The sequence below is a fragment of the Vibrio neptunius genome (assembly GCA_019339365.1).
GTDB lineage: Bacteria > Pseudomonadota > Gammaproteobacteria > Enterobacterales > Vibrionaceae > Vibrio > Vibrio neptunius.
In genome coordinates this window covers 1,821,195-1,838,987 of the sequence record CP079859.1, presented here as the reverse complement: position 1 = coordinate 1,838,987, position 17,793 = coordinate 1,821,195, and the positions used below count along the sequence as shown (strand labels likewise).

The following is a 17,793-nucleotide window of genomic DNA, read 5'->3' as shown; positions in this document are numbered from 1 at the left end:
TTCGACCATGAGTGAGAGAAGCGATGACAGACCTCGATATTGAATTTGAACATATTTTTCTGGAAGTAAAGGCCGAACGCTGGCATAGCATCGAGCGATTTTATTTCAGCTACTTTTGCTTCCGGGAAAGTTACCTCACCAAGAAAGGCAAGCCAGATTGGGAACTCGCCCGGCAACATTGCCCTCGTTCACGCTCCCTCACTATCATTAAGCACGCTGAGCTTGAGCCGTTAGTCCCACACGAAGTGATCACCGGAGAAATCAAACGTTACTGGCGTGATGGTTTACTCACACCAAGAGCATTACGCCGTATTCTCGACAGCCTTCTGGATTATGTGACCATTACCAAAGCAGAAAAGAACGCCTTAAAACAAGCAGGCCTTCTCAACGCAATGCCAGCCTTTTGGTATCAATCCAAAGACAAATCACCGATATCAAGGTTCACAGCCGCAAATATCGAGATGCAAGACCAATCAAGAGATTAGCGCCTACGATGAATTCTTGCGGGCAATACCGTAATTCCTGTTTTCATCTGCGGCTGCTTTAGAATGGTTTGCCCGTAATCAAATAGTGTCTGAGCAATCAGCTCACAGTCCTGTTCAACCGAGTCAATTTTCACGGGTAAGCAATCCAGAATGTCGTAGTTATCGAAGGTCGCCAAGCGAATATCTTCACCCAGCATGTTCTTCTCGGTCAAAAAACGCAAAACCCCTTCCAACAATGAATACGAGGCGGTATACACGGCTTTAGGTAGACGCCCTAGATCTTCTACAGCCAGTGCCATGAGCTCGTAGCCTGACTCAGGTTGATAATCCTTGGTATACACGTAGCGATCATCAAAACGCACACCTGCATCCTTAAGCCCGAGCTGATAACCCTTAAAACGATCTCGGCTCGTAGACAAGTTAAGCTGACCACCGATATACACGCACTCTTCACCACTTAAGGCTAATTGAGCCACCACTTCCTTCGTCGCTTGTTCAGCATTGGTTTTGATATTGATGAAATGGCTATCTTCTAATATACGGTCAAAGAAAATGACTGGAGTGCTTGGGCTGATAGGTTGATAGAAGGTGTCATCCATCATGCAAGTTGCCACTAACAGGACATCCACCTGCCGTTCAATCAAGCTCTTTACTGCCTGCTGTTCCTGTTCATGATCATCGTCGGACGAGGCGATAAGTAGCTGATAACCATTATTCCGACACAGTATTTCCAACCGTTTAGCAATGTTCGCAAAACCCATGTTCGCTAAATCCGGAATGACTAAGCCTACGGTATAGGTCTGCTTAGACTTGAGCGCTCTGGCGTAGATACTTGGCTTGTAATGATACTGTTCAGCAATAGCCTGTACTTTCTCCACCGTGTCTTCATGAATACGGTGCTTTTTTGCGTGTCCATTGAGCACAAAGCTCACTGTTGACTTGGAAACACCCGCTAATGCTGCGATATCTGCCAATTTCAGCTTTTTACCTGCCATTATTCTCTTTTCCTACTCGGTGTCTTTATCAGCCTGCCTTGCTGCTAGCTCTATCAACGACACTGTGCTCTCATGTTTAGACTCTGACAATGATCACAATTTGATCTTTATCGTGATAAATGATCTCTGCAAACCTAGATCGCTAAACCGTTTTAGCCATACAATCAGCTTAATTTAGTTAAGTAAGAGATGCAATGATGATGAAGAACAGAGTTTGGGTAACAGGAGATGCCGTTGTAGACCTGATTCCAGATAGCGAGTCCAGCTACTTGAAATGCCCAGGTGGCGCGCCTGCTAATGTGGCAGTCGCCATCGCCAGATTGGAAGGTGACGTCGCTTTTATTGGTCGTGTCGGGCAAGATCCCCTTGGCCGTTTTATGCAACAGACACTCAAGCAAGAGCAAGTCGATACGCAGATGATGATACTCGACGAAGCACAGCGCACTTCAACCGTCATAGTTGATCTTGATGATTCTGGCGAGCGAAGTTTTACCTTTATGGTCAAGCCCAGTGCAGACCAATTCCTTGAAACCAGTGACCTGCCGGCCTTCACCCAGGGTCAGTGGCTGCACGTATGCTCAATTGCGCTAGCGAACGAGCCAAGTCGCAGCAGCACACTGGAAGCGATGCGTCAGATTAAAGCCGCAGGTGGATATGTAAGTTTTGACCCTAACTTAAGAGAAGAAGTGTGGGCAAACCCAGAAGAGCTCAAACCTATCGTACGTGAAGCTATTGCGCTAGCCGATGTCGTCAAGTTTTCCGATGATGAACTGCTGTTTTTGACCGGTAGCGATACCCTTGAACAAGGTGTGGAAGCACTGGAACCGTTTAAAAATACACTGGTCTTAATCACTCAGGGGGCAAAAGGTGCGTTAGTCCTGTTTGAAAAAACACAACAGCTTATTGCCAGCCAAGCAGTATCACCCATTGATACTACAGGTGCAGGCGATGCTTTTGTCGGAGGCTTGCTCGCTAAGTTGTCTCAATATAATGACTGGCAGCAGCTCGAGGTCATTCAGTCTGCGGTAAAATGGGCTAATGGCTGTGGCGCACTTGCTACTACGCAGAAAGGCGCTATGACTGCTCTACCTTCCTATCAGGCTCTTGAGGAGTATATTCAGAGGTAGTTGGAAGGAAATTCTGGATAAGAGAAAAGGCAGAGGGTTCTGCCTTTTTATCGCCTAACTCACCTACGGAACCTCAACAATTCAGGGAACACTTCAACTGCGCGGTTGACGTCATCTCCAAGTACAGCTTCAATGTCTGAACTCCGGTTACGCCAATCCACCGCCGCAGTCCGTTACCTAATCAAGCAAATGGCGGTCGTGCTGCTTTGAGTGTTTTTAATCTGGCGGTCTGACAGCCATGCAACAGTGAAATACCTGTCGCTGCCTGCTCAACGAAAACTCGTGATGTCATCACTGCTAGGCCGTGGTTGATGAACACTTCTATTGAGGAAGTATCGGCAAGAATGCGCAGTTGAATCTTATCTGCATCGATCTTGAGCTCTCTTTTAGTATCTACCGCTCGATTCAGTGTCTGGCTGCGGTCCAATATCAGTGTTTGGCGATCTTCATCCGCGTACAAAACAACTTTGTGCTGGCTACTTTCAAACAAATTCAGGCTTTGCCCCCAATCAAGCTCAACTTCAAGATCGAACGAGTTACGATCCAAGCGATAAGGCTCGTCGCTTAACTCAATGTAGCATTGTCTTTGAACGAGCTCGTCGAGCTCCTTAACAGGCCATTGGTTCAGTTGTCCGTTTTGGTAACTCAGCTCACGCATACAAGTGAGCTGATGCACCCAACCATTTTCGCTGCTTGGTTGGTCAACTTCATCAGGTAATCCCATCCAGCCACACATGACCCGCCGACCATCCGGTGTTTCAAGTGTCTGGGGAGCGTAAAAATCGAAACCGTGATCCAGGTGTTCAAACTGCGACAAAGATAAACCGTTTTCCAAACAAGCTTTAGCAATCCCGTTGTGATGAGGAATCGTATTGTGCTTAGAGAAAGACTCAATCCCTTGTGGCCCAATGACGACAAACATCTGCCCATCGAGTTCAAACATGTCAGGACACTCCCACATGTAACCAAAATCCCCCAGCTCTTCACCATAAAGCGCATCAAACTTCCAGGTCCTAAGATCTGTTGAGGTGTAAACAGCTAGGCGTCCTTTTAGGTGCGTAGTTTGTGCACCTAACAACATAAACCATTGGTTTTGATGTCGGACGATTTTAGGGTCGCGAATGTGTGCGGTAACTCCATCGGGTAACTCACTGATAACCGGCCCATGTTTATCGAAATTCACACCATCTTTGGATGTGGCAAGACACTGAGTTGTGTGACGTTCGCGATTCTCGCCAATACGAGCATTACCTGTATAGAACAGCATCAACTCAGAGCCATGACTGAGTGCGTGCCCAGAAAAGACACCATGGCTATCAAACCAGTCAGATGGTGTGAGCGCAACTGGTTGCCACTGCCATTCAATCAAGTTTTTGCTGGTTAAATGTGCCCAGTATTTGTCCTTGTGGGTACAGCCATGAGGATACCATTGATAAAACAAGTGATACTGCCCTTCATGATAAACAAAACCGTTAGGATCGTTGAGTAACCCCTGTGGCGGAGAAATATGCCAATCGGGTCGAAACGGACAGTTAACCGCGTCGAGCGCGTGTTCAAGCTCCAATCTTTGTTTTCCGCCGATACGCTGTCCTATAGACAGCAGATCGGCGGGGCTCATTGAGTCTGGAATTGGGAACTCTACTTGATATTCACCTAGTACAATTTTGATTTGAGAACCTGACACCATGCTCGCCACTCGCGAACAATCTCTGATTGCAAATATCAATCGACCTTGCGGCATCAGAACTCTTGTTATGTTTGTCTCACCACCACACTGGGTGATCAGGCTTTCAATCGACATCTTTAAAACCTAAAAATTGGGAACGTTTGCAAAATACACTATTTGTTCTATTTGAACAAGATCTGCAGATACTCGCCTTCACTATTCAGATGGTGACAGAGTGTATCGAAACGAAAATAAATACGCAGAATCCGGTGAGATTCAGAAATTGAAAATGGCTTCCGGCACTAAGCTAGCACCTGACCGGAAGCCTTTTTATCGAGCAATGATTCTTTGAAAGCTCGGGGCTAGAACCAAGTTTCCATTTGTAGGGCAAACAAGGTTTCACCACCTTGCCCCATTGTGCTGGCACCTGAATCCAAGCTTACTGAATAGTTGTCTGAGATCTTCACTCCAGTCAACGTAACTGACAGCAAAGCGAATTTCAGGGCGGTCAAAGAATCCAGCTGATGTCGCCAGCTTCACAGTCGGAGCCACCGTTAACTTGTAGAAGCTACCGTCTGCTTTTTCCACGCTGTTATCTAGATTCATGTACTGATAGGAACCTTCATAAACCATCTCAAAGTTCGCATTTAGCTCTTGAGCCAATCGAACGTTAACAGATGCCCATAGGAATTCATCGTTATCTTTAACACGATCTTTGCTCATCTCAGCCATAAATGCGGGTGCGATGCGCCAGTTATCGGAGAATTTAGTGACGCCATAACTAAAGATTCGAACTGCCTGAGCATCATCATTCAGATCACCATCAGAGCCAATACCTTTGAGTGATGCACCAAGGCCCTGGCCAATCAATACACCAGACTTCGAGAAGCCCTCGCTGACACCGAAAAAGTCATTGCCATGGTAGGCTAACATTGCATGTAGGCCGTCTTCTGCTCGCTCTGTGGGTGACGATGAGCTGGTTGAGCGGTCTGCATTATCGTTTGATTTCATCGCGTTGAGCATTAACTGCCATGAGCCAAAGTAGTTGTTCATAGTCGCAACATAGTTCTCCACATCAGTACTTGAACTATCGATTTCGCCAAAATCGCGGCCATAAAGAGAGAAGTTTGCTTTCCAGTCCTCACCTAGTTTCACGTCATACAGACCGGCGCCCGTACCAGAGAGAAATACGATGTCAGAATCAAAGAAATGGATATCGAAATTGTCTCTATCAAATCTCTTACCCGCCCAGATCTTCGCCTCTTCAAACGCACCGCTAAACCAGGTTAAATCAGAGAACTCTGTGTACACCTGTCGAACGTTTAGCTGACTATCGCTTGCTGTCCATTCATTGTTAGTCTCGACACTGTCCGCCAGCATGATTTTGTAATACGCTTTTGAACCATCTTCGGCCACGCGATGATGAACAAGGTTGGCTTCCAGATAGTTATCATCTTCAAGGCCAAGACGTCCAACCGGAGCACCTAAGGTTCCTGCCGCCGTCATGTATGGGCCACTTCCTGTCGCACCATTCAGGCTATCATTAATCAACAATCCTGCTCGCGCATAACCGTGGAACTCAAAGCTTCCGGCAGATTTTTCAGCCTCTTTTGCTACTTGCTCTGTTTGAGCTAGGCGGCTTTCTAGTTCCGAGATCCTTGCTTCAAGAGAAGCCATATCGTCTTGAGAAAAGGCATTAGGTGTGATTGCCAGAGTGACAGCACACGTAAGTAAAGACTTCATATTGTTCATTCTAATTCTCCATTGAGTAAATAACTTGGATTCAGCAGCAAACGTTCCCAGTTAATTCACAACCAATGCGAATCGTCGAATTTTAGGTCTATAAACCTCAATACTCGTTCTCGATTTATTTACTTCACCTCAGTGATAGTGAGTGGACTATAAATATAATTTCGGTAACGTTCCCGAAATTAATTATAAAAATAGAATACTCATCACGAATATCTATAGAAGTGTGATCTTATATGATGATAGGATTTTCATATGTGGGAATAAAAACGCCTGAAACCAAGTTCAGGCGTAGAAAAGCTAGCAGGTTTCGCGCTGTATATTCTGAAAAGTGAGTACCACTTTACTCATCACCTGAGGTTTACCCTCAATCAATTCAAGCAGCACAGATGCACCACTTTCTCCTGCTTTATCAAATGGATAACTAAACGTCGACAAACTTGGAGATACAACAAAACCAAGCTCATCATTACCTACTCCCAGTATTTTAACTTGCTCACCAACCACTATGTTTTCTTCCTGCAGTGCTTTAATTGCACCAATGGCAATTCGGTCAGTTGCACAAAAAACACCATCAACCTGAGGATATTCTTTGATAAGACGCCGCATATTGGCATAACCAGATTCAATGCTGAACTCTCCGTGACAATGGAACAATAACGCTTGTTCACTGTGCATCGTAAGCGCTTGCTTCAATCCATCAGAACGCTGTTTATCTACGGCGAGGTCTGAATCCGCTACTCCAATAAATCCGATATTTTCGCATCCAGCATTGAGCAAGCGCTTTCCTGCTTCGTACCCTACACGCAGATCATCATGGACAATACTCGGGATATTAAATAGTGAACCGTCCTGGCCAATTAGAACAATCGGAGCTCTTGACTGAGCAATGGCTTCAACCAACTGAGTGTCAATGTGTGTCGCATACAGAACAATACCCTCCACTCGCTTTTGATTGAATAAGCGAATGAACTCGATCTCTTTCGAATCGGATTGCTGAGTGCTGGCCAGCAAAACATGCTTTCCTGCCTTTTCGAATATGCGGCTTAGGCCATCAACACCTTGAGACGTGGCATTAGATGAAACTCGCGGCACAATGACACCCACCAAATTGGTTTTCTGTGATTTGAGATCTTTCGCCACTTGATTGACCACATAGCCCACTTCGTCGACAGCTTTCATGACTTTCAACTTGGTCGCTTCTTTTACACCATACTCGTTGTTGATCACACGAGAGACTGTGGATTTAGATACTCCGGCCAGTCTGGCGACATCGTGCAGGCTTGCCATGTCTATGCCTTCATTAAGTTATTGGGAATGTTTGCAAAAGTTACCAGAATCTGACGGAATTTCCACTTCGCACAATCGGTTTAGCAAAAAAGTTTAGCCGATCCAACTCACAATACCTTTTATTACCCTTTGACTGACGCTGACAGATAGAGAAAAATTCATTTTGCAAACGTTCCCAGAAAAATTTACTGCCTTTTTGAACTATAAATTATTAGCAAAATAATAATCGGGGTTTGGAATGAATTATCCAAAAATTGCCAGAGAGCTGCTGGAGTTACTTGGAGGTAAAGACAACCTTCAAGCACTCGCCCACTGCGCGACGCGACTGCGCCTTGCACTGAAAGACGATTCAATCATCAATGAAGAAGCGATCAGTAACTTAGATGGCGTCAAAGGCCAATTCAAAGTTGCTGGACAATATCAAATCATTTTTGGTTCAGGCATTGTTAATCAGGTACACGCTGAAATGGCGAAGCTAACGGGCATGGCAGACATGTCGACCAACGATGTAGCCAGTGCGGGTGCACAGAAACAGAATATCATTCAGCGTGCAGTGAAAGGTTTATCCGACATTTTTGTACCTATCATCCCTGCAATTGTCGCTGGTGGTCTGTTGATGGGTCTGTTCAACGTACTGACAGCGAAAGGCCTCTTCATTGACGGTCAATCTCTGATTGATGCCAACCCAGGGCTTGCTGATCTCGCTAGCATGATCAACACATTCGCTAACGCACCTTTTGTTTACCTTCCTGTTTTATTAGCGTTTTCTGCCAGTAAAAAATTTGGTGGAAACCCGTTCCTCGGGGCTGCTCTGGGTATGCTGATGGTACACCCAGATCTGCTGAACGGCTGGGGATTCGGTGGAGCAAGCGTAGCTGGGACAATCCCGACGTGGAACATCTTTGGTTTCGAAATCCAAAAAGTCGGTTATCAAGGTTCAGTTCTACCTGTATTGGTTTCTGCCTTCATACTTGCCAAGGTTGAAAATGGCCTACGCAAGGTAATTCCTTCTGTGCTGGATAACCTCCTAACGCCGATGCTGGCTATTTTTATCACGGGTTTCCTGACCTTTACATTGGTTGGCCCAATCACGCGTGATATTGGTTTCCTGCTTGGCGATGGTCTCAACTGGCTATACGATTCTGCTGGTTTCATTGGCGGCGCACTGTTCGGCTTCATCTACGCACCGTTTGTGATTACCGGCATGCACCATAGCTTTATCGCAATTGAAACTCAGTTGCTCGCAGATATTGCAGTCACTGGCGGCACCTTTATTTTCCCTATCGCTGCCATGTCTAACATCGCACAAGGTGCTGCAGCATTGGCGGTTGGCTTTACCACTAAGGACAACAAACTTAAAGGCATTGCAATGCCTTCGGGGGTCACTGCCCTACTGGGTATTACCGAGCCAGCCATGTTTGGTGTCAATCTTAAGCTGCGTTATCCGTTTATTGCGGCGATTATCGGAGCGGCATCGGCCAGTGCATTTATTACTCTGTTTAACGTCAAAGCTCAGGCATTAGGTGCTGCAGGTCTACCTGGCGTGATTTCGATTGTGCCTGACAAGCTAGGCTACTATGTCACAGGCATGGCTATTTCATTCGTTATAGCGTTTGCTCTAACACTCGTACTTGGTGCTCGCTCCGGCCAAGAGTCAGGCAACGCTGCAACAACATAGATGAGAGCAGTCCCCCGTAGCTAAAACATGTTTTTTAGCTCACTCCTACCCGCCTAAGGCGGGGTATTTTATCTTGAATGAAAAAAGCCCACCAAAAGGCGGGCTATGATTCCAAAAATGGAGAATATAATTGGCAATAATACAACTATGTCCCGATTAACAGGTGACGACTTTAATCAGATCAATTAACTTATAATTAACTCTGGATTAATAGCCTAAAAACATTTAGATTCTCGGGGATCATATAAAAATTACACATTAGAATAGAATAAATCAAAGAAATTTATTTTAATGAATTACAAGCATGAATTAAATCACGTTTGGTTGGCAATTAAATGATAGATAAAATAATTAGGCTTATCACAGAGAGTAAGCATGACACAGGTGGTGTGAAGTTCCTCGCTCAAGAAATGGGCATTAAGTACAGCACGCTGTACAGTCTATATTCTGGCAAGAATAGTAACCCTACTATAGATACGGTTGGGAAGATCTGTGATTATTACAACATCACTTTCTCCGATCTTTCTGATGAAGCAGAAACACCTCATCATTTTGACTCGTTACAACCTGAAATTATTAGGCTGGCTCAACATGAAGGTGTCGACATATTCATTAAAAACAACCAACTTATTGATACTTTACCCAAAAGTAGCCAATTGATTTTTGAAAAGTTCACACCACCTTTGAAGAATAAAAATCACTACATTTGTCTCACAGAAACTGGTGAAATAGTCTTGAGAAAAGCCATTGAAGAAGATGATAATTTTTTATTTATCTCTTCCAATAGAATAATTCACAATAATGATTATCCAATAATGCAGCTTAAGAATGTCAAAATATAACTTCTTCAAAATAAGAAAAAAACGATCTCAGCTCTATTCCATCGATGGACTGGTGGGTTTTATAGATAAAGAGATGTTTCGCCACGCTTATATTGATAAACACGACGTCGATCTTCACAACGGAAAGTATTCGATTTCCGATAAACGGATCCGTGCGATCAATGTAAAAGACAAAACCATCGAAATGGAAATATCTGATATTCCAGTAACTGTGACGATGAAAAGCCTGCTTACCCCTTCAATCAGACAAGAGCTCAATATTAGTAATGAAAACTTTGTCGCTATCTATCGCCAAATGGAGCAATAATCAATGAACGTACTCGAAAGATCGACCATGCTTGCTACGCTCGGTCTGTTCTGTTTCCTAACCGCTTCAAACATGGCTGCAGCAAAAGCTGTTGAATTCTTCGGTATCCACCTAACTGCGGGATTCTTCACCTATCCGTTTGTTTACCTCTTCTCTTCCATCATCATGGCGACACGCTCTCCAGATGTGTACTTCAAGTGTATTACCTTTGCCTATTTCGGTTATCTGTCGTTTATCAGCCTGATGTACATTGCAGCGATTCTGCCCGGCGTCAACGCCGAGTCGACTTACAACAAGAGTTTTGACCTCATCTACAATCTCAGTAACTACCGTATTTATTTATCCTCACTGTGCGCCTACTTTGTTTCGATGTTTCTGTTTGGTGTACTGTTTAATTCACTGAAAATTGAGAGTATCGCAATAAGAATTGCGTTAGCGACACTGATCGTCGCCCTCGCCGACGTAAACCTATTCCTCATCCTGGCTTTCTGGGGTGTTAAAGCAAGCAGCCTACTGATGGACATTATGTTCTGGGCGAGTATTAAAAAACTCGTCGCTCAGCTGGTTCTATTGGGTCCCACTCTCTTAATTATCAATCTTATCAGGAACAAGCATGAATACTGTGTTTCAAATTAGCGATTGCCATTTGAGCGATGAGTCGAGCTTCAAAAACCTTGGGAAGGCGCTGGATGTTGCAAATGCTGATAGTGATTGCGACACAATTCTGCTGACCGGTGATATCTGCTGTGGCCCTAAATCAGGCGATTATACAAAGCTGCTGAGTTTTGTTTCCCAGCACGTTGATAGTAAAAAACAGGTTTATGCCATTGCAGGTAACCATGATGATATCGTTTTGATGAAAGATGAGCTGAAGGGCTCTTTGATTCAGGTGGTGGATCAATGTGAGATTGCAGGGCGTGATTTCATCTTCCTTGATTCAAGCCAGAAGCCTATTGATGCTCAACACCCTCTCGGCTCTGGCAGAATTGACAATCGCGGTATCGCTCACCTGAGAAAGCAAATCCGCAAGAAGAAAAACCCTATTGTGGTCGTACATCACCCAGTGATTCGTGTTGGCTCAGAGTGGATGAAAGCCATCTGCCTTGAGAACGACCAACAGATATTCAACATCCTTAAGCAATCTGGTGTCAGAGAAGTTATTTGTGGTCATGGTCATGATCATATTACCTGCACCAAAGAAGGTGTTACGCAGTACATGGCGCCAGCAACCGCTTATGGATTTGATCACTCCATTCCTGAATACAATCGAAGTGAACGTATCGGAATGAACAAATTTACTATTTCAAAACAAACAATAACTGTAAATGAGGTTGTGCTATGAGATTAAGCTTGGTTCTCGATATTTCGAAAGCCGTTGTCGCGATGTATGTGGGGATCTTCTGTGTGCTGGTCAGCTATAACAATGTGATTGACTACAATACAAACTTCCAATTTGTACAACACGTATTAGCTATGGACCAAATGAAGGCATTTTTTACAGGCGATAACCTGTATGGGCGTGCGATCACTTCTCCAACACTTCATACTGTGTTTTACAATCTGATCATCGCACTTGAATTCCTTGCAGGCGCTTTGTGCGTTGTCGGCGCTATAATTATGTTCTTCAAACGTGAAGCGGCCGGATTCTCCAAAGGTCAGGCGTTCTATGTAGCTGGTGTTACCGTCGCTTTAGGTGTGTGGTATTTCGGTTTCGGCGTGGTTGGCGCTGAATGGTTTTCGATGTGGGCAAACTCATGGAATGGACAAATGAAGGCATACACCTTCGCGATGTTTATCATTCTGACGTTGATTTATGTCCTGATGCCAAGACCAAATAACGATTAGTTCATTGCTATACTAATAGCAATAAAAAACCCTGCTAACTAAGCAGGGTTTTTACTATCTAATCAGAAGTGATTAGTCACGCAGTGACGCACCAAACTTGTCAGATACGTGAGCAACGATAGCGTCAACCGCGCCAGCGATGTCGGCATCTTCAAGCGTGCGCTCTACAGATTGTAGCGTTAGCGCGATTGCTAGGCTCTTCTTACCTTCTTCAACGCCTTTACCAACGTAAACGTCGAACAGTTTCGCATCTTTCAGGAACTCGCCACCTTGCTCAAGACATGCTGCAACGATGTCGCCAGAAGCGACTGCTTCGTCAACAACTACCGCGATGTCACGACGGTTTGATGGGAACTTAGAAAGCTGTACTGCTTCAGGGATCACTTTAGTGCTGATTGCAGACCATTCCACTTCGAATACGATAGTACGGCCGTTTAGACCAAACTTACGCTCTAGCTCAGGGTGAACGGTACCAATCACACCAACTTGCTTGCCATCAACGATGATAGCTGCAGATTGACCTGGGTGAAGCGCTGGGTTCGCTGCTTTGTCTTCAGCAGAAAGCGCTGCGAAAGCGTAAGCGGCTTCATTTGCTGTTAGCTCAAGAACCGCTTCTAGATCGCCTTTCAGATCAAAGAAATCAACTGTGTTGGTTTCGATGTCCCAGTGCTCTTCGCTGCGAGTACCTGCGATAACACCAGCAAGCATAGGCTCTTGGCGCATACCGTTTTCAGCCGACTCACAAGGGATGAAACGTAGGCCGTATTCGAATAGACGAACGCGCGGCTGTTGACGCTTCTGGTTGTGAACCACAGTGTTTAGTAGACCTTGAATTAGGCCTAGACGCATTGCTGACATGTCCGCAGAGATTGGGAATGGCAGGATTAGCGGTTCAACACCTGGAACAACAAGCTTTTGCTGCTCTGGCTCAACGAAGCTGTAAGTGATCGCTTCTTGGTAACCACGGTCAACAAGAAGGTTACGAACGCGTTTTAGCGGGATGTTCGCTTCAACGTGGTCGTGCATCTTAAGTGCTGCCGCTGGGTTTTGGTTAGGAATGTTATCGTAACCGTAGATACGACCTACTTCTTCAATTAGGTCTTGCTCGATTGCGATATCAAAACGCCATGTCGGTGCAGTTGCTGTCCAACCTGCATCTGTTGTTTCAACAGTTAGGCCAAGACGCTCTAGGATTTCAACAACATCGCTGTCTGCAATGTGGTGGCCTAGTAGGCTGTCTAGCTTAGTGCGACGTAGTGATACTGTGTTTGCTTTTGGTAGGTCAGCTTCTGACTCTACTGCAACAACAGGGGCTACTTCACCGCCACAGATCTCAACTAGAAGCTCTGTTGCACGCTCCATTGCGCTTGTTTGTAGTGCGAAATCCACACCACGCTCAAAACGCATTGAAGAATCTGTGTGTAGACCGTAGCTACGCGCGCGGCCACGGATGTGGTCTGGTGCGAAGAACGCACATTCAAGTAGTACGTCTTTAGTTTCAGTGGTTACACCAGACTCTTCACCGCCAAAGATACCTGCGATAGCAAGGGCTTTGTTGTAGTCTGCGACAACTAGAGTATCTGCGTTTAGCTCAGCTTCGTTGCCGTCTAGAAGAGTTAGCTTCTCGCCCTGCTCTGCCATACGAACCACGATGCCGCCTTCAATCTTAGCAAGATCAAATGCGTGCATTGGCTGGCCTTGCTCTAGAAGAATAAAGTTAGTGATGTCTACTACTGGATCGATAGAACGGATACCACAACGGCGCAGTTTTTCTTGCATCCAAAGTGGTGTTTCAGCTTTAACGTTTACGTTCTTAACCACACGGCCAAGGTAACGTGGACATGCAGCTGTCGCTTTCACTTCGATAGAAACCGTGTCATCAATCGCTGGATCTACTGCGTTTACTGCAGGCTCAGTTACGTCAGCACGGTTTAGAACGCCAACTTCACGCGCCATACCACGGATGCTGAAACAGTCCGCGCGGTTAGCCGTTAGGTCTACGTCTACTGTTACGTCGTCTAGACCTAGGAATTCGCGGAAATCAGTACCGATTACTGCGTCTTCTGCTAGTTCCATGATGCCATCAGATTCAACGTCGATACCTAGTTCAGAGAATGAACACAGCATGCCGTGTGATGGTTGACCACGTAGTTTTGCTTTTTTGATTTTGAAATCGCCTGGTAGAACAGCACCAACCGTTGCTACAGCAACTTTGATACCTAGGCGACAGTTAGATGCGCCACAAACGATGTCTAGAAGTTCTTCAGCGCCAACATCTACTTTAGTTACACGTAGTTTGTCAGCGTCTGGGTGTTGACCACACTCAACCACTTTACCTACTTTAACGCCAGTGAAAGAACCAGCTACAGGTAGTACGTCGTCTACTTCTAGACCCGCCATTGTGATTTGGTGTGTAAGTTCGTCAGTCGATACCGCAGGGCTTACCCACTCACGAAGCCAAGATTCGCTAAATTTCATAGTGATGGTTCCCCTGGATTACTTGAACTGTTTTAGGAAACGAAGGTCGTTCTCGAAGAACGCACGAAGATCGTTTACGCCGTAACGAAGCATAGTTAGACGCTCAACGCCCATACCAAATGCAAAGCCAGAGTATTTCTCAGGGTCGATGCCTACGCTGCGAAGTACGTTCGGGTGAACCATGCCACAACCTAGAACTTCAAGCCATTTACCGTTTTTACCTTTCACATCTACTTCAGCTGAAGGCTCAGTGAATGGGAAGTAAGAAGGACGGAAACGCACTTCCACTTCTTCTTCAAAGAAGTTACATAGGAAGTCGTGCAGGATGCCTTTAAGCTGTGCGAAGTTTACGTTCTCGTCTACTAGCATGCCTTCCACTTGGTGGAACATTGGCGTGTGCGTTTGGTCGTAGTCGTTACGGTAAACACGTCCCGGTGCGATGAAGCGGAATGGTGGTTTGCCATTTTCCATCGTACGGATCTGAACGCCAGACGTGTGAGTACGTAGCATTAGGTCTGGGTTAAAGAAGAACGTGTCGTGGTCAGTACGCGCTGGGTGATCTTCTGCGATGTTTAGTGCATCAAAGTTGTGGAATGCATCTTCAATCTCAGGACCAGACTCAGTGTTAAAGCCTAGCTCACCAAAGAACTGTTCAATACGCTCAACAGTACGAGTAACAGGGTGTAGACCACCGTTCTCGATACGACGACCCGGTAGAGTCACGTCGATAGTTTCTGCTGCTAGCTTCGCTTCTAGTTCTGCACGTTGTAGCGCATCTTTACGAGCTGCGATCGCTTGTTGAACAACGCCTTTCGCTTTGTTGATCTCTTGACCAGCTTCACGGCGCTCTTCTGGTGGTAGTTTACCTAGGCTTTGAAGTTGAGCCGTTAGCTCACCTTTCTTACCTAGATACTGAACACGCACTTCATCAAGTGCAACTAACGAATCTGCTGCTTCAATAGCGGCGTTCGCGTTAGCAATGATCTCTTCTAGATGTTGCATCGTTTCCTCATCTACCTTTAGGTAGTTTCCATAAGGGTTCCCGCGAGGGATTTTTGGTATTTTAAGATAGCTGTACATAGTAACGAAAGCGAGGTTTAAATCCAATCTGAAATCGGGATTCGACCTCTCTTTGGGTAAAAAAGCAGCTTAATGATTGTTCACTTTCATCACGCTCAGCCATTTAAGCCTAAAACTGAGTGTTTTAGAGACAAACGTGATACCTCACAGTACAGAGGAATACCGCGATGCTAAAGACTTAAATACAACAAAGGGAGCACAGTCGCCCCCTAAGAATGACCACAAAGACCCATTGAAAAATGTACTACTGAGTTGTCACTTAAAAATAATACTCTAGCGACACTTCAATGAAGTCATCCTTACGCGCGAAGTACAATAAGTCGTCAGGTGTTTCATTCTCAAACCACCAACCATCGACTCGCCATTTAAGGTGATTGGTCAATCGACTCGAAGCCTCCAACTTAGCACTGAACACGTCACTGTTATCCAGATCCTGAGTGAATCCGAGTAATATTTCAGTACCATCCTCATCGTTCAACTCGAAACGTGAACCGATGAACACATCGTTTTGACCTGTACTTTGAGCATTGTTGCCTCGACTGTCATAGAGATACTCTGTGATAAGCCCGACATCCCAAACACTTTCCAATGCACCAACAATGGTGTATTCAAACCCTGAAACCAGCCCAATGTGGTGATCAAAACTGTCACGATAGATGCTCTCGAGCTTCCATAGCCAGTCGCCGACAATGCCTTGAACATCCACGCCGACTTGCTTCGCCTGCGCGTAGTAAGGCTTCAAGTCAGTTCCTTGAAGGCGGAAATACGGATCACGATTGGTCCCTTGAAAGTAGCTTAACCCTAGATCCCAATCTCCAAACATCTGGGTGTATCTCAGTGCATAATCAACGTGCTGCTCCTCACGCGAAGATTCATACACCGCATTCTCTGACACTGGCAATGTCGTCCTCAAACGCCCGTCTTGGCCTGCAAAGGTACGTTCACGGAAGTAAGGAAGAAGCATCGCGTCAAGAATTCCCCAATCTTTGACTGAAGTCAGGTGCAACATGGGTTGCCCTAGCTTGTCTTCGCCATCCACCGCTTCAATCGAATCGGTTTGATTCACTACATCGACCAGATGTGCCGACTCAGTAACGCCCCAGAAAACCTTTCCGATCCCGGCACGCAGCTCGTAGTCGTCCCAGTAGGTTAAATAAAGCGCTTCTCGAATGTCGCCGTGACTTCGCTCATCATCTTCGCTGTCTAAACGATAAAAAGGCGTGAAGGTAAAATCTGAATTGTCATCAATCTGCCAATAAAATTCAGGCTGTAAGACGATTGAACTTTGACCTTTACCTTGCCCCTGAAGTCCGTCGGAAAAGAACTGTCGATGCTCAAGATTGACCTGACCTGAGAGCTCGACACCATGGCAATGTAAGGCAGCTAGCGTCAGCGATACACAGGCCGCGAGGCGACCTGTCTTACTCCATATTTTTCTCATAGCGATCCTTATTTCACCCGTTTGAGGATATTCTTCTCAAAATCTCTTGCTCTCAAACCAGTCTGAAACTGGAGACCACTAGTAGTAAGCAACGTGCTCTTGCCTGTTTGATGGTTCGTCATCGCCATGGTGTGGGCACGCCAGTATTTATCTAGATAAAGCTGATAATCATCGAATTTAAGGGTTTTCAGCAGTGAACCTTTTCGGTCATAGAATTCAACCTGCATTGGTCGGTAATGCTCTTTATCCAGCCAAACTTGCTGTTTGGTGTAACCCGAATTTTTGTCTGTTGGTATCTGCTCGACAACGAAAGTGTTACTTCCTCCGAACTCTTCATCACGGAGGTAAGTAAAGGTGTATTTCTCCAACTCAAACGAGCTCAAGTCTTCGTAAGCAAATTCACTGCCCATAAACGGGCCCGATTTATTACGTGATGAAATCCGTTTAACTCGTTTGAGCGCTGGTAGATACAGCCATTGGTCATCAGCATCGACTGTGTGCGAGTGATTGAGAAATGCCGTTCCTTTGACGTCTCTTGGCTGGTCAAAAATCGTCAAACCTTTATCGCCGTCATCAGCCACTTCAAATGACTTCATGCGCATTTCGCGAGTACTGCTCTCTCCTTGTGCATTTTTCAGTACCATTTGCATGGTTGCGATTGAGTCACCCCAGCCTTCATCTCGTGCTTTGCGTTCAGTGGCAATTTCCAATCCTTTTTCAGCGTTAGCAAACGCCGTAGATTGACCGCCGATTGTCAACAAAGCAGACAGCACGACCGATGTTATCAATGAATAATTTGAATGTTTCATA

The 17,793-nt window shown here is 45.5% G+C and carries 15 protein-coding genes and 1 pseudogene; 8 read left to right on the top strand and 8 right to left on the bottom strand.

Features of this window, described 5'->3' with window-relative positions; translation table 11 throughout:
- The first annotated feature begins 23 nt into the window (after positions 1-23).
- Positions 24-485 carry a hypothetical protein gene (locus tag KW548_08770; protein QXX05360.1) on the top strand — a complete coding sequence of 154 codons (462 nt, stop codon included), beginning with the start codon at positions 24-26 and terminating at the stop codon, positions 483-485.
- Here KW548_08770 and KW548_08765 read toward each other — a convergent pair.
- Complete coding sequence (locus tag KW548_08765) at positions 482-1,480, bottom strand: LacI family DNA-binding transcriptional regulator (GenBank protein ID QXX05359.1); 999 nt, start codon at positions 1,478-1,480, stop codon at positions 482-484. The two genes, KW548_08770 and KW548_08765, sit on opposite strands and share 4 nt — an antisense overlap.
- Before the next feature lie 197 nt (positions 1,481-1,677).
- Between KW548_08765 and KW548_08760 the strand changes: the two genes are divergently transcribed.
- On the top strand, positions 1,678-2,607 hold the full coding sequence (locus tag KW548_08760) for an aminoimidazole riboside kinase (GenBank protein QXX08018.1): 930 nt from the start codon (positions 1,678-1,680) through the stop codon (positions 2,605-2,607).
- A gap of 181 nt (positions 2,608-2,788) precedes the next feature.
- On the opposite strand, the gene KW548_08755 is transcribed toward KW548_08760, so the two are convergent.
- From KW548_08755 to KW548_08745, 3 genes and pseudogenes are all read right to left on the bottom strand, one after another.
- Positions 2,789-4,408: a glycoside hydrolase family 32 protein gene (locus KW548_08755; GenBank protein ID QXX05358.1), complete on the bottom strand. Its 1,620-nt coding sequence runs from the start codon at positions 4,406-4,408 to the stop codon at positions 2,789-2,791.
- A gap of 227 nt (positions 4,409-4,635) precedes the next feature.
- A pseudogene (locus KW548_08750) lies at positions 4,636-6,016 on the bottom strand (carbohydrate porin).
- A gap of 306 nt (positions 6,017-6,322) precedes the next feature.
- On the bottom strand, positions 6,323-7,312 hold the full coding sequence (locus KW548_08745; protein QXX05357.1) for a LacI family transcriptional regulator: 990 nt from the start codon (positions 7,310-7,312) through the stop codon (positions 6,323-6,325).
- 238 nt (positions 7,313-7,550) lie between these two features.
- On the opposite strand from KW548_08745, the gene KW548_08740 reads away from it, so the two are divergent.
- The 6 genes from KW548_08740 to KW548_08715 all read left to right on the top strand — a co-directional run bounded on the left by KW548_08740 (position 7,551) and on the right by KW548_08715 (position 11,984).
- Positions 7,551-8,990, top strand: coding sequence for a sucrose-specific PTS transporter subunit IIBC (locus KW548_08740; protein QXX05356.1), 1,440 nt, complete (start codon positions 7,551-7,553; stop codon positions 8,988-8,990).
- 335 nt (positions 8,991-9,325) lie between these two features.
- Positions 9,326-9,832: an XRE family transcriptional regulator gene (locus KW548_08735; protein ID QXX05355.1), complete on the top strand. Its 507-nt coding sequence runs from the start codon at positions 9,326-9,328 to the stop codon at positions 9,830-9,832.
- A complete protein-coding gene (locus KW548_08730) occupies positions 9,819-10,139 on the top strand; it encodes a hypothetical protein (GenBank protein ID QXX05354.1) in 321 nt (106 codons plus the stop codon). Before KW548_08735 ends, KW548_08730 begins: the two co-directional genes overlap by 14 nt.
- A 3-nt stretch (positions 10,140-10,142) precedes the next feature.
- Positions 10,143-10,775, top strand: coding sequence for a queuosine precursor transporter (locus KW548_08725; GenBank protein ID QXX05353.1), 633 nt, complete (start codon positions 10,143-10,145; stop codon positions 10,773-10,775).
- Positions 10,753-11,481: a metallophosphoesterase gene (locus tag KW548_08720; protein ID QXX05352.1), complete on the top strand. Its 729-nt coding sequence runs from the start codon at positions 10,753-10,755 to the stop codon at positions 11,479-11,481. The genes KW548_08725 and KW548_08720 overlap by 23 nt, the downstream gene beginning before the upstream one ends.
- A complete protein-coding gene (locus KW548_08715; protein QXX05351.1) occupies positions 11,478-11,984 on the top strand; it encodes a DUF2165 domain-containing protein in 507 nt (168 codons plus the stop codon). Before KW548_08720 ends, KW548_08715 begins: the two co-directional genes overlap by 4 nt.
- A 72-nt stretch (positions 11,985-12,056) precedes the next feature.
- On the opposite strand, the gene pheT is transcribed toward KW548_08715, so the two are convergent.
- From pheT to KW548_08695, 4 genes are all read right to left on the bottom strand, one after another.
- Complete coding sequence (gene pheT, locus KW548_08710; GenBank protein QXX05350.1) at positions 12,057-14,462, bottom strand: phenylalanine--tRNA ligase subunit beta; 2,406 nt, start codon at positions 14,460-14,462, stop codon at positions 12,057-12,059.
- A gap of 18 nt (positions 14,463-14,480) precedes the next feature.
- Positions 14,481-15,464: a phenylalanine--tRNA ligase subunit alpha gene (pheS, locus tag KW548_08705; protein ID QXX05349.1), complete on the bottom strand. Its 984-nt coding sequence runs from the start codon at positions 15,462-15,464 to the stop codon at positions 14,481-14,483.
- Between the two features lie 337 nt (positions 15,465-15,801).
- Positions 15,802-16,983: a hypothetical protein gene (locus KW548_08700; GenBank protein ID QXX05348.1), complete on the bottom strand. Its 1,182-nt coding sequence runs from the start codon at positions 16,981-16,983 to the stop codon at positions 15,802-15,804.
- An 8-nt stretch (positions 16,984-16,991) separates the two neighbouring features.
- A complete protein-coding gene (locus KW548_08695) occupies positions 16,992-17,792 on the bottom strand; it encodes an outer membrane lipoprotein-sorting protein (GenBank protein QXX05347.1) in 801 nt (266 codons plus the stop codon).
- Position 17,793: the final 1 nt, after the last annotated feature.

Coding starts and splice junctions, on each gene's coding strand:
- KW548_08770 (QXX05360.1), top strand. CDS start 24: ATGACAGACCTCGATATTGAATTTGAACATATTTTTCTGGAAGTAAAG.
- KW548_08765 (QXX05359.1), bottom strand. CDS start 1,480: ATGGCAGGTAAAAAGCTGAAATTGGCAGATATCGCAGCATTAGCGGGT.
- KW548_08760 (QXX08018.1), top strand. CDS start 1,678: ATGATGAAGAACAGAGTTTGGGTAACAGGAGATGCCGTTGTAGACCTG.
- KW548_08755 (QXX05358.1), bottom strand. CDS start 4,408: ATGTCGATTGAAAGCCTGATCACCCAGTGTGGTGGTGAGACAAACATA.
- KW548_08745 (QXX05357.1), bottom strand. CDS start 7,312: ATGGCAAGCCTGCACGATGTCGCCAGACTGGCCGGAGTATCTAAATCC.
- KW548_08740 (QXX05356.1), top strand. CDS start 7,551: ATGAATTATCCAAAAATTGCCAGAGAGCTGCTGGAGTTACTTGGAGGT.
- KW548_08735 (QXX05355.1), top strand. CDS start 9,326: ATGATAGATAAAATAATTAGGCTTATCACAGAGAGTAAGCATGACACA.
- KW548_08730 (QXX05354.1), top strand. CDS start 9,819: ATGTCAAAATATAACTTCTTCAAAATAAGAAAAAAACGATCTCAGCTC.
- KW548_08725 (QXX05353.1), top strand. CDS start 10,143: ATGAACGTACTCGAAAGATCGACCATGCTTGCTACGCTCGGTCTGTTC.
- KW548_08720 (QXX05352.1), top strand. CDS start 10,753: ATGAATACTGTGTTTCAAATTAGCGATTGCCATTTGAGCGATGAGTCG.
- KW548_08715 (QXX05351.1), top strand. CDS start 11,478: ATGAGATTAAGCTTGGTTCTCGATATTTCGAAAGCCGTTGTCGCGATG.
- pheT (QXX05350.1), bottom strand. CDS start 14,462: ATGAAATTTAGCGAATCTTGGCTTCGTGAGTGGGTAAGCCCTGCGGTA.
- pheS (QXX05349.1), bottom strand. CDS start 15,464: ATGCAACATCTAGAAGAGATCATTGCTAACGCGAACGCCGCTATTGAA.
- KW548_08700 (QXX05348.1), bottom strand. CDS start 16,983: ATGAGAAAAATATGGAGTAAGACAGGTCGCCTCGCGGCCTGTGTATCG.
- KW548_08695 (QXX05347.1), bottom strand. CDS start 17,792: ATGAAACATTCAAATTATTCATTGATAACATCGGTCGTGCTGTCTGCT.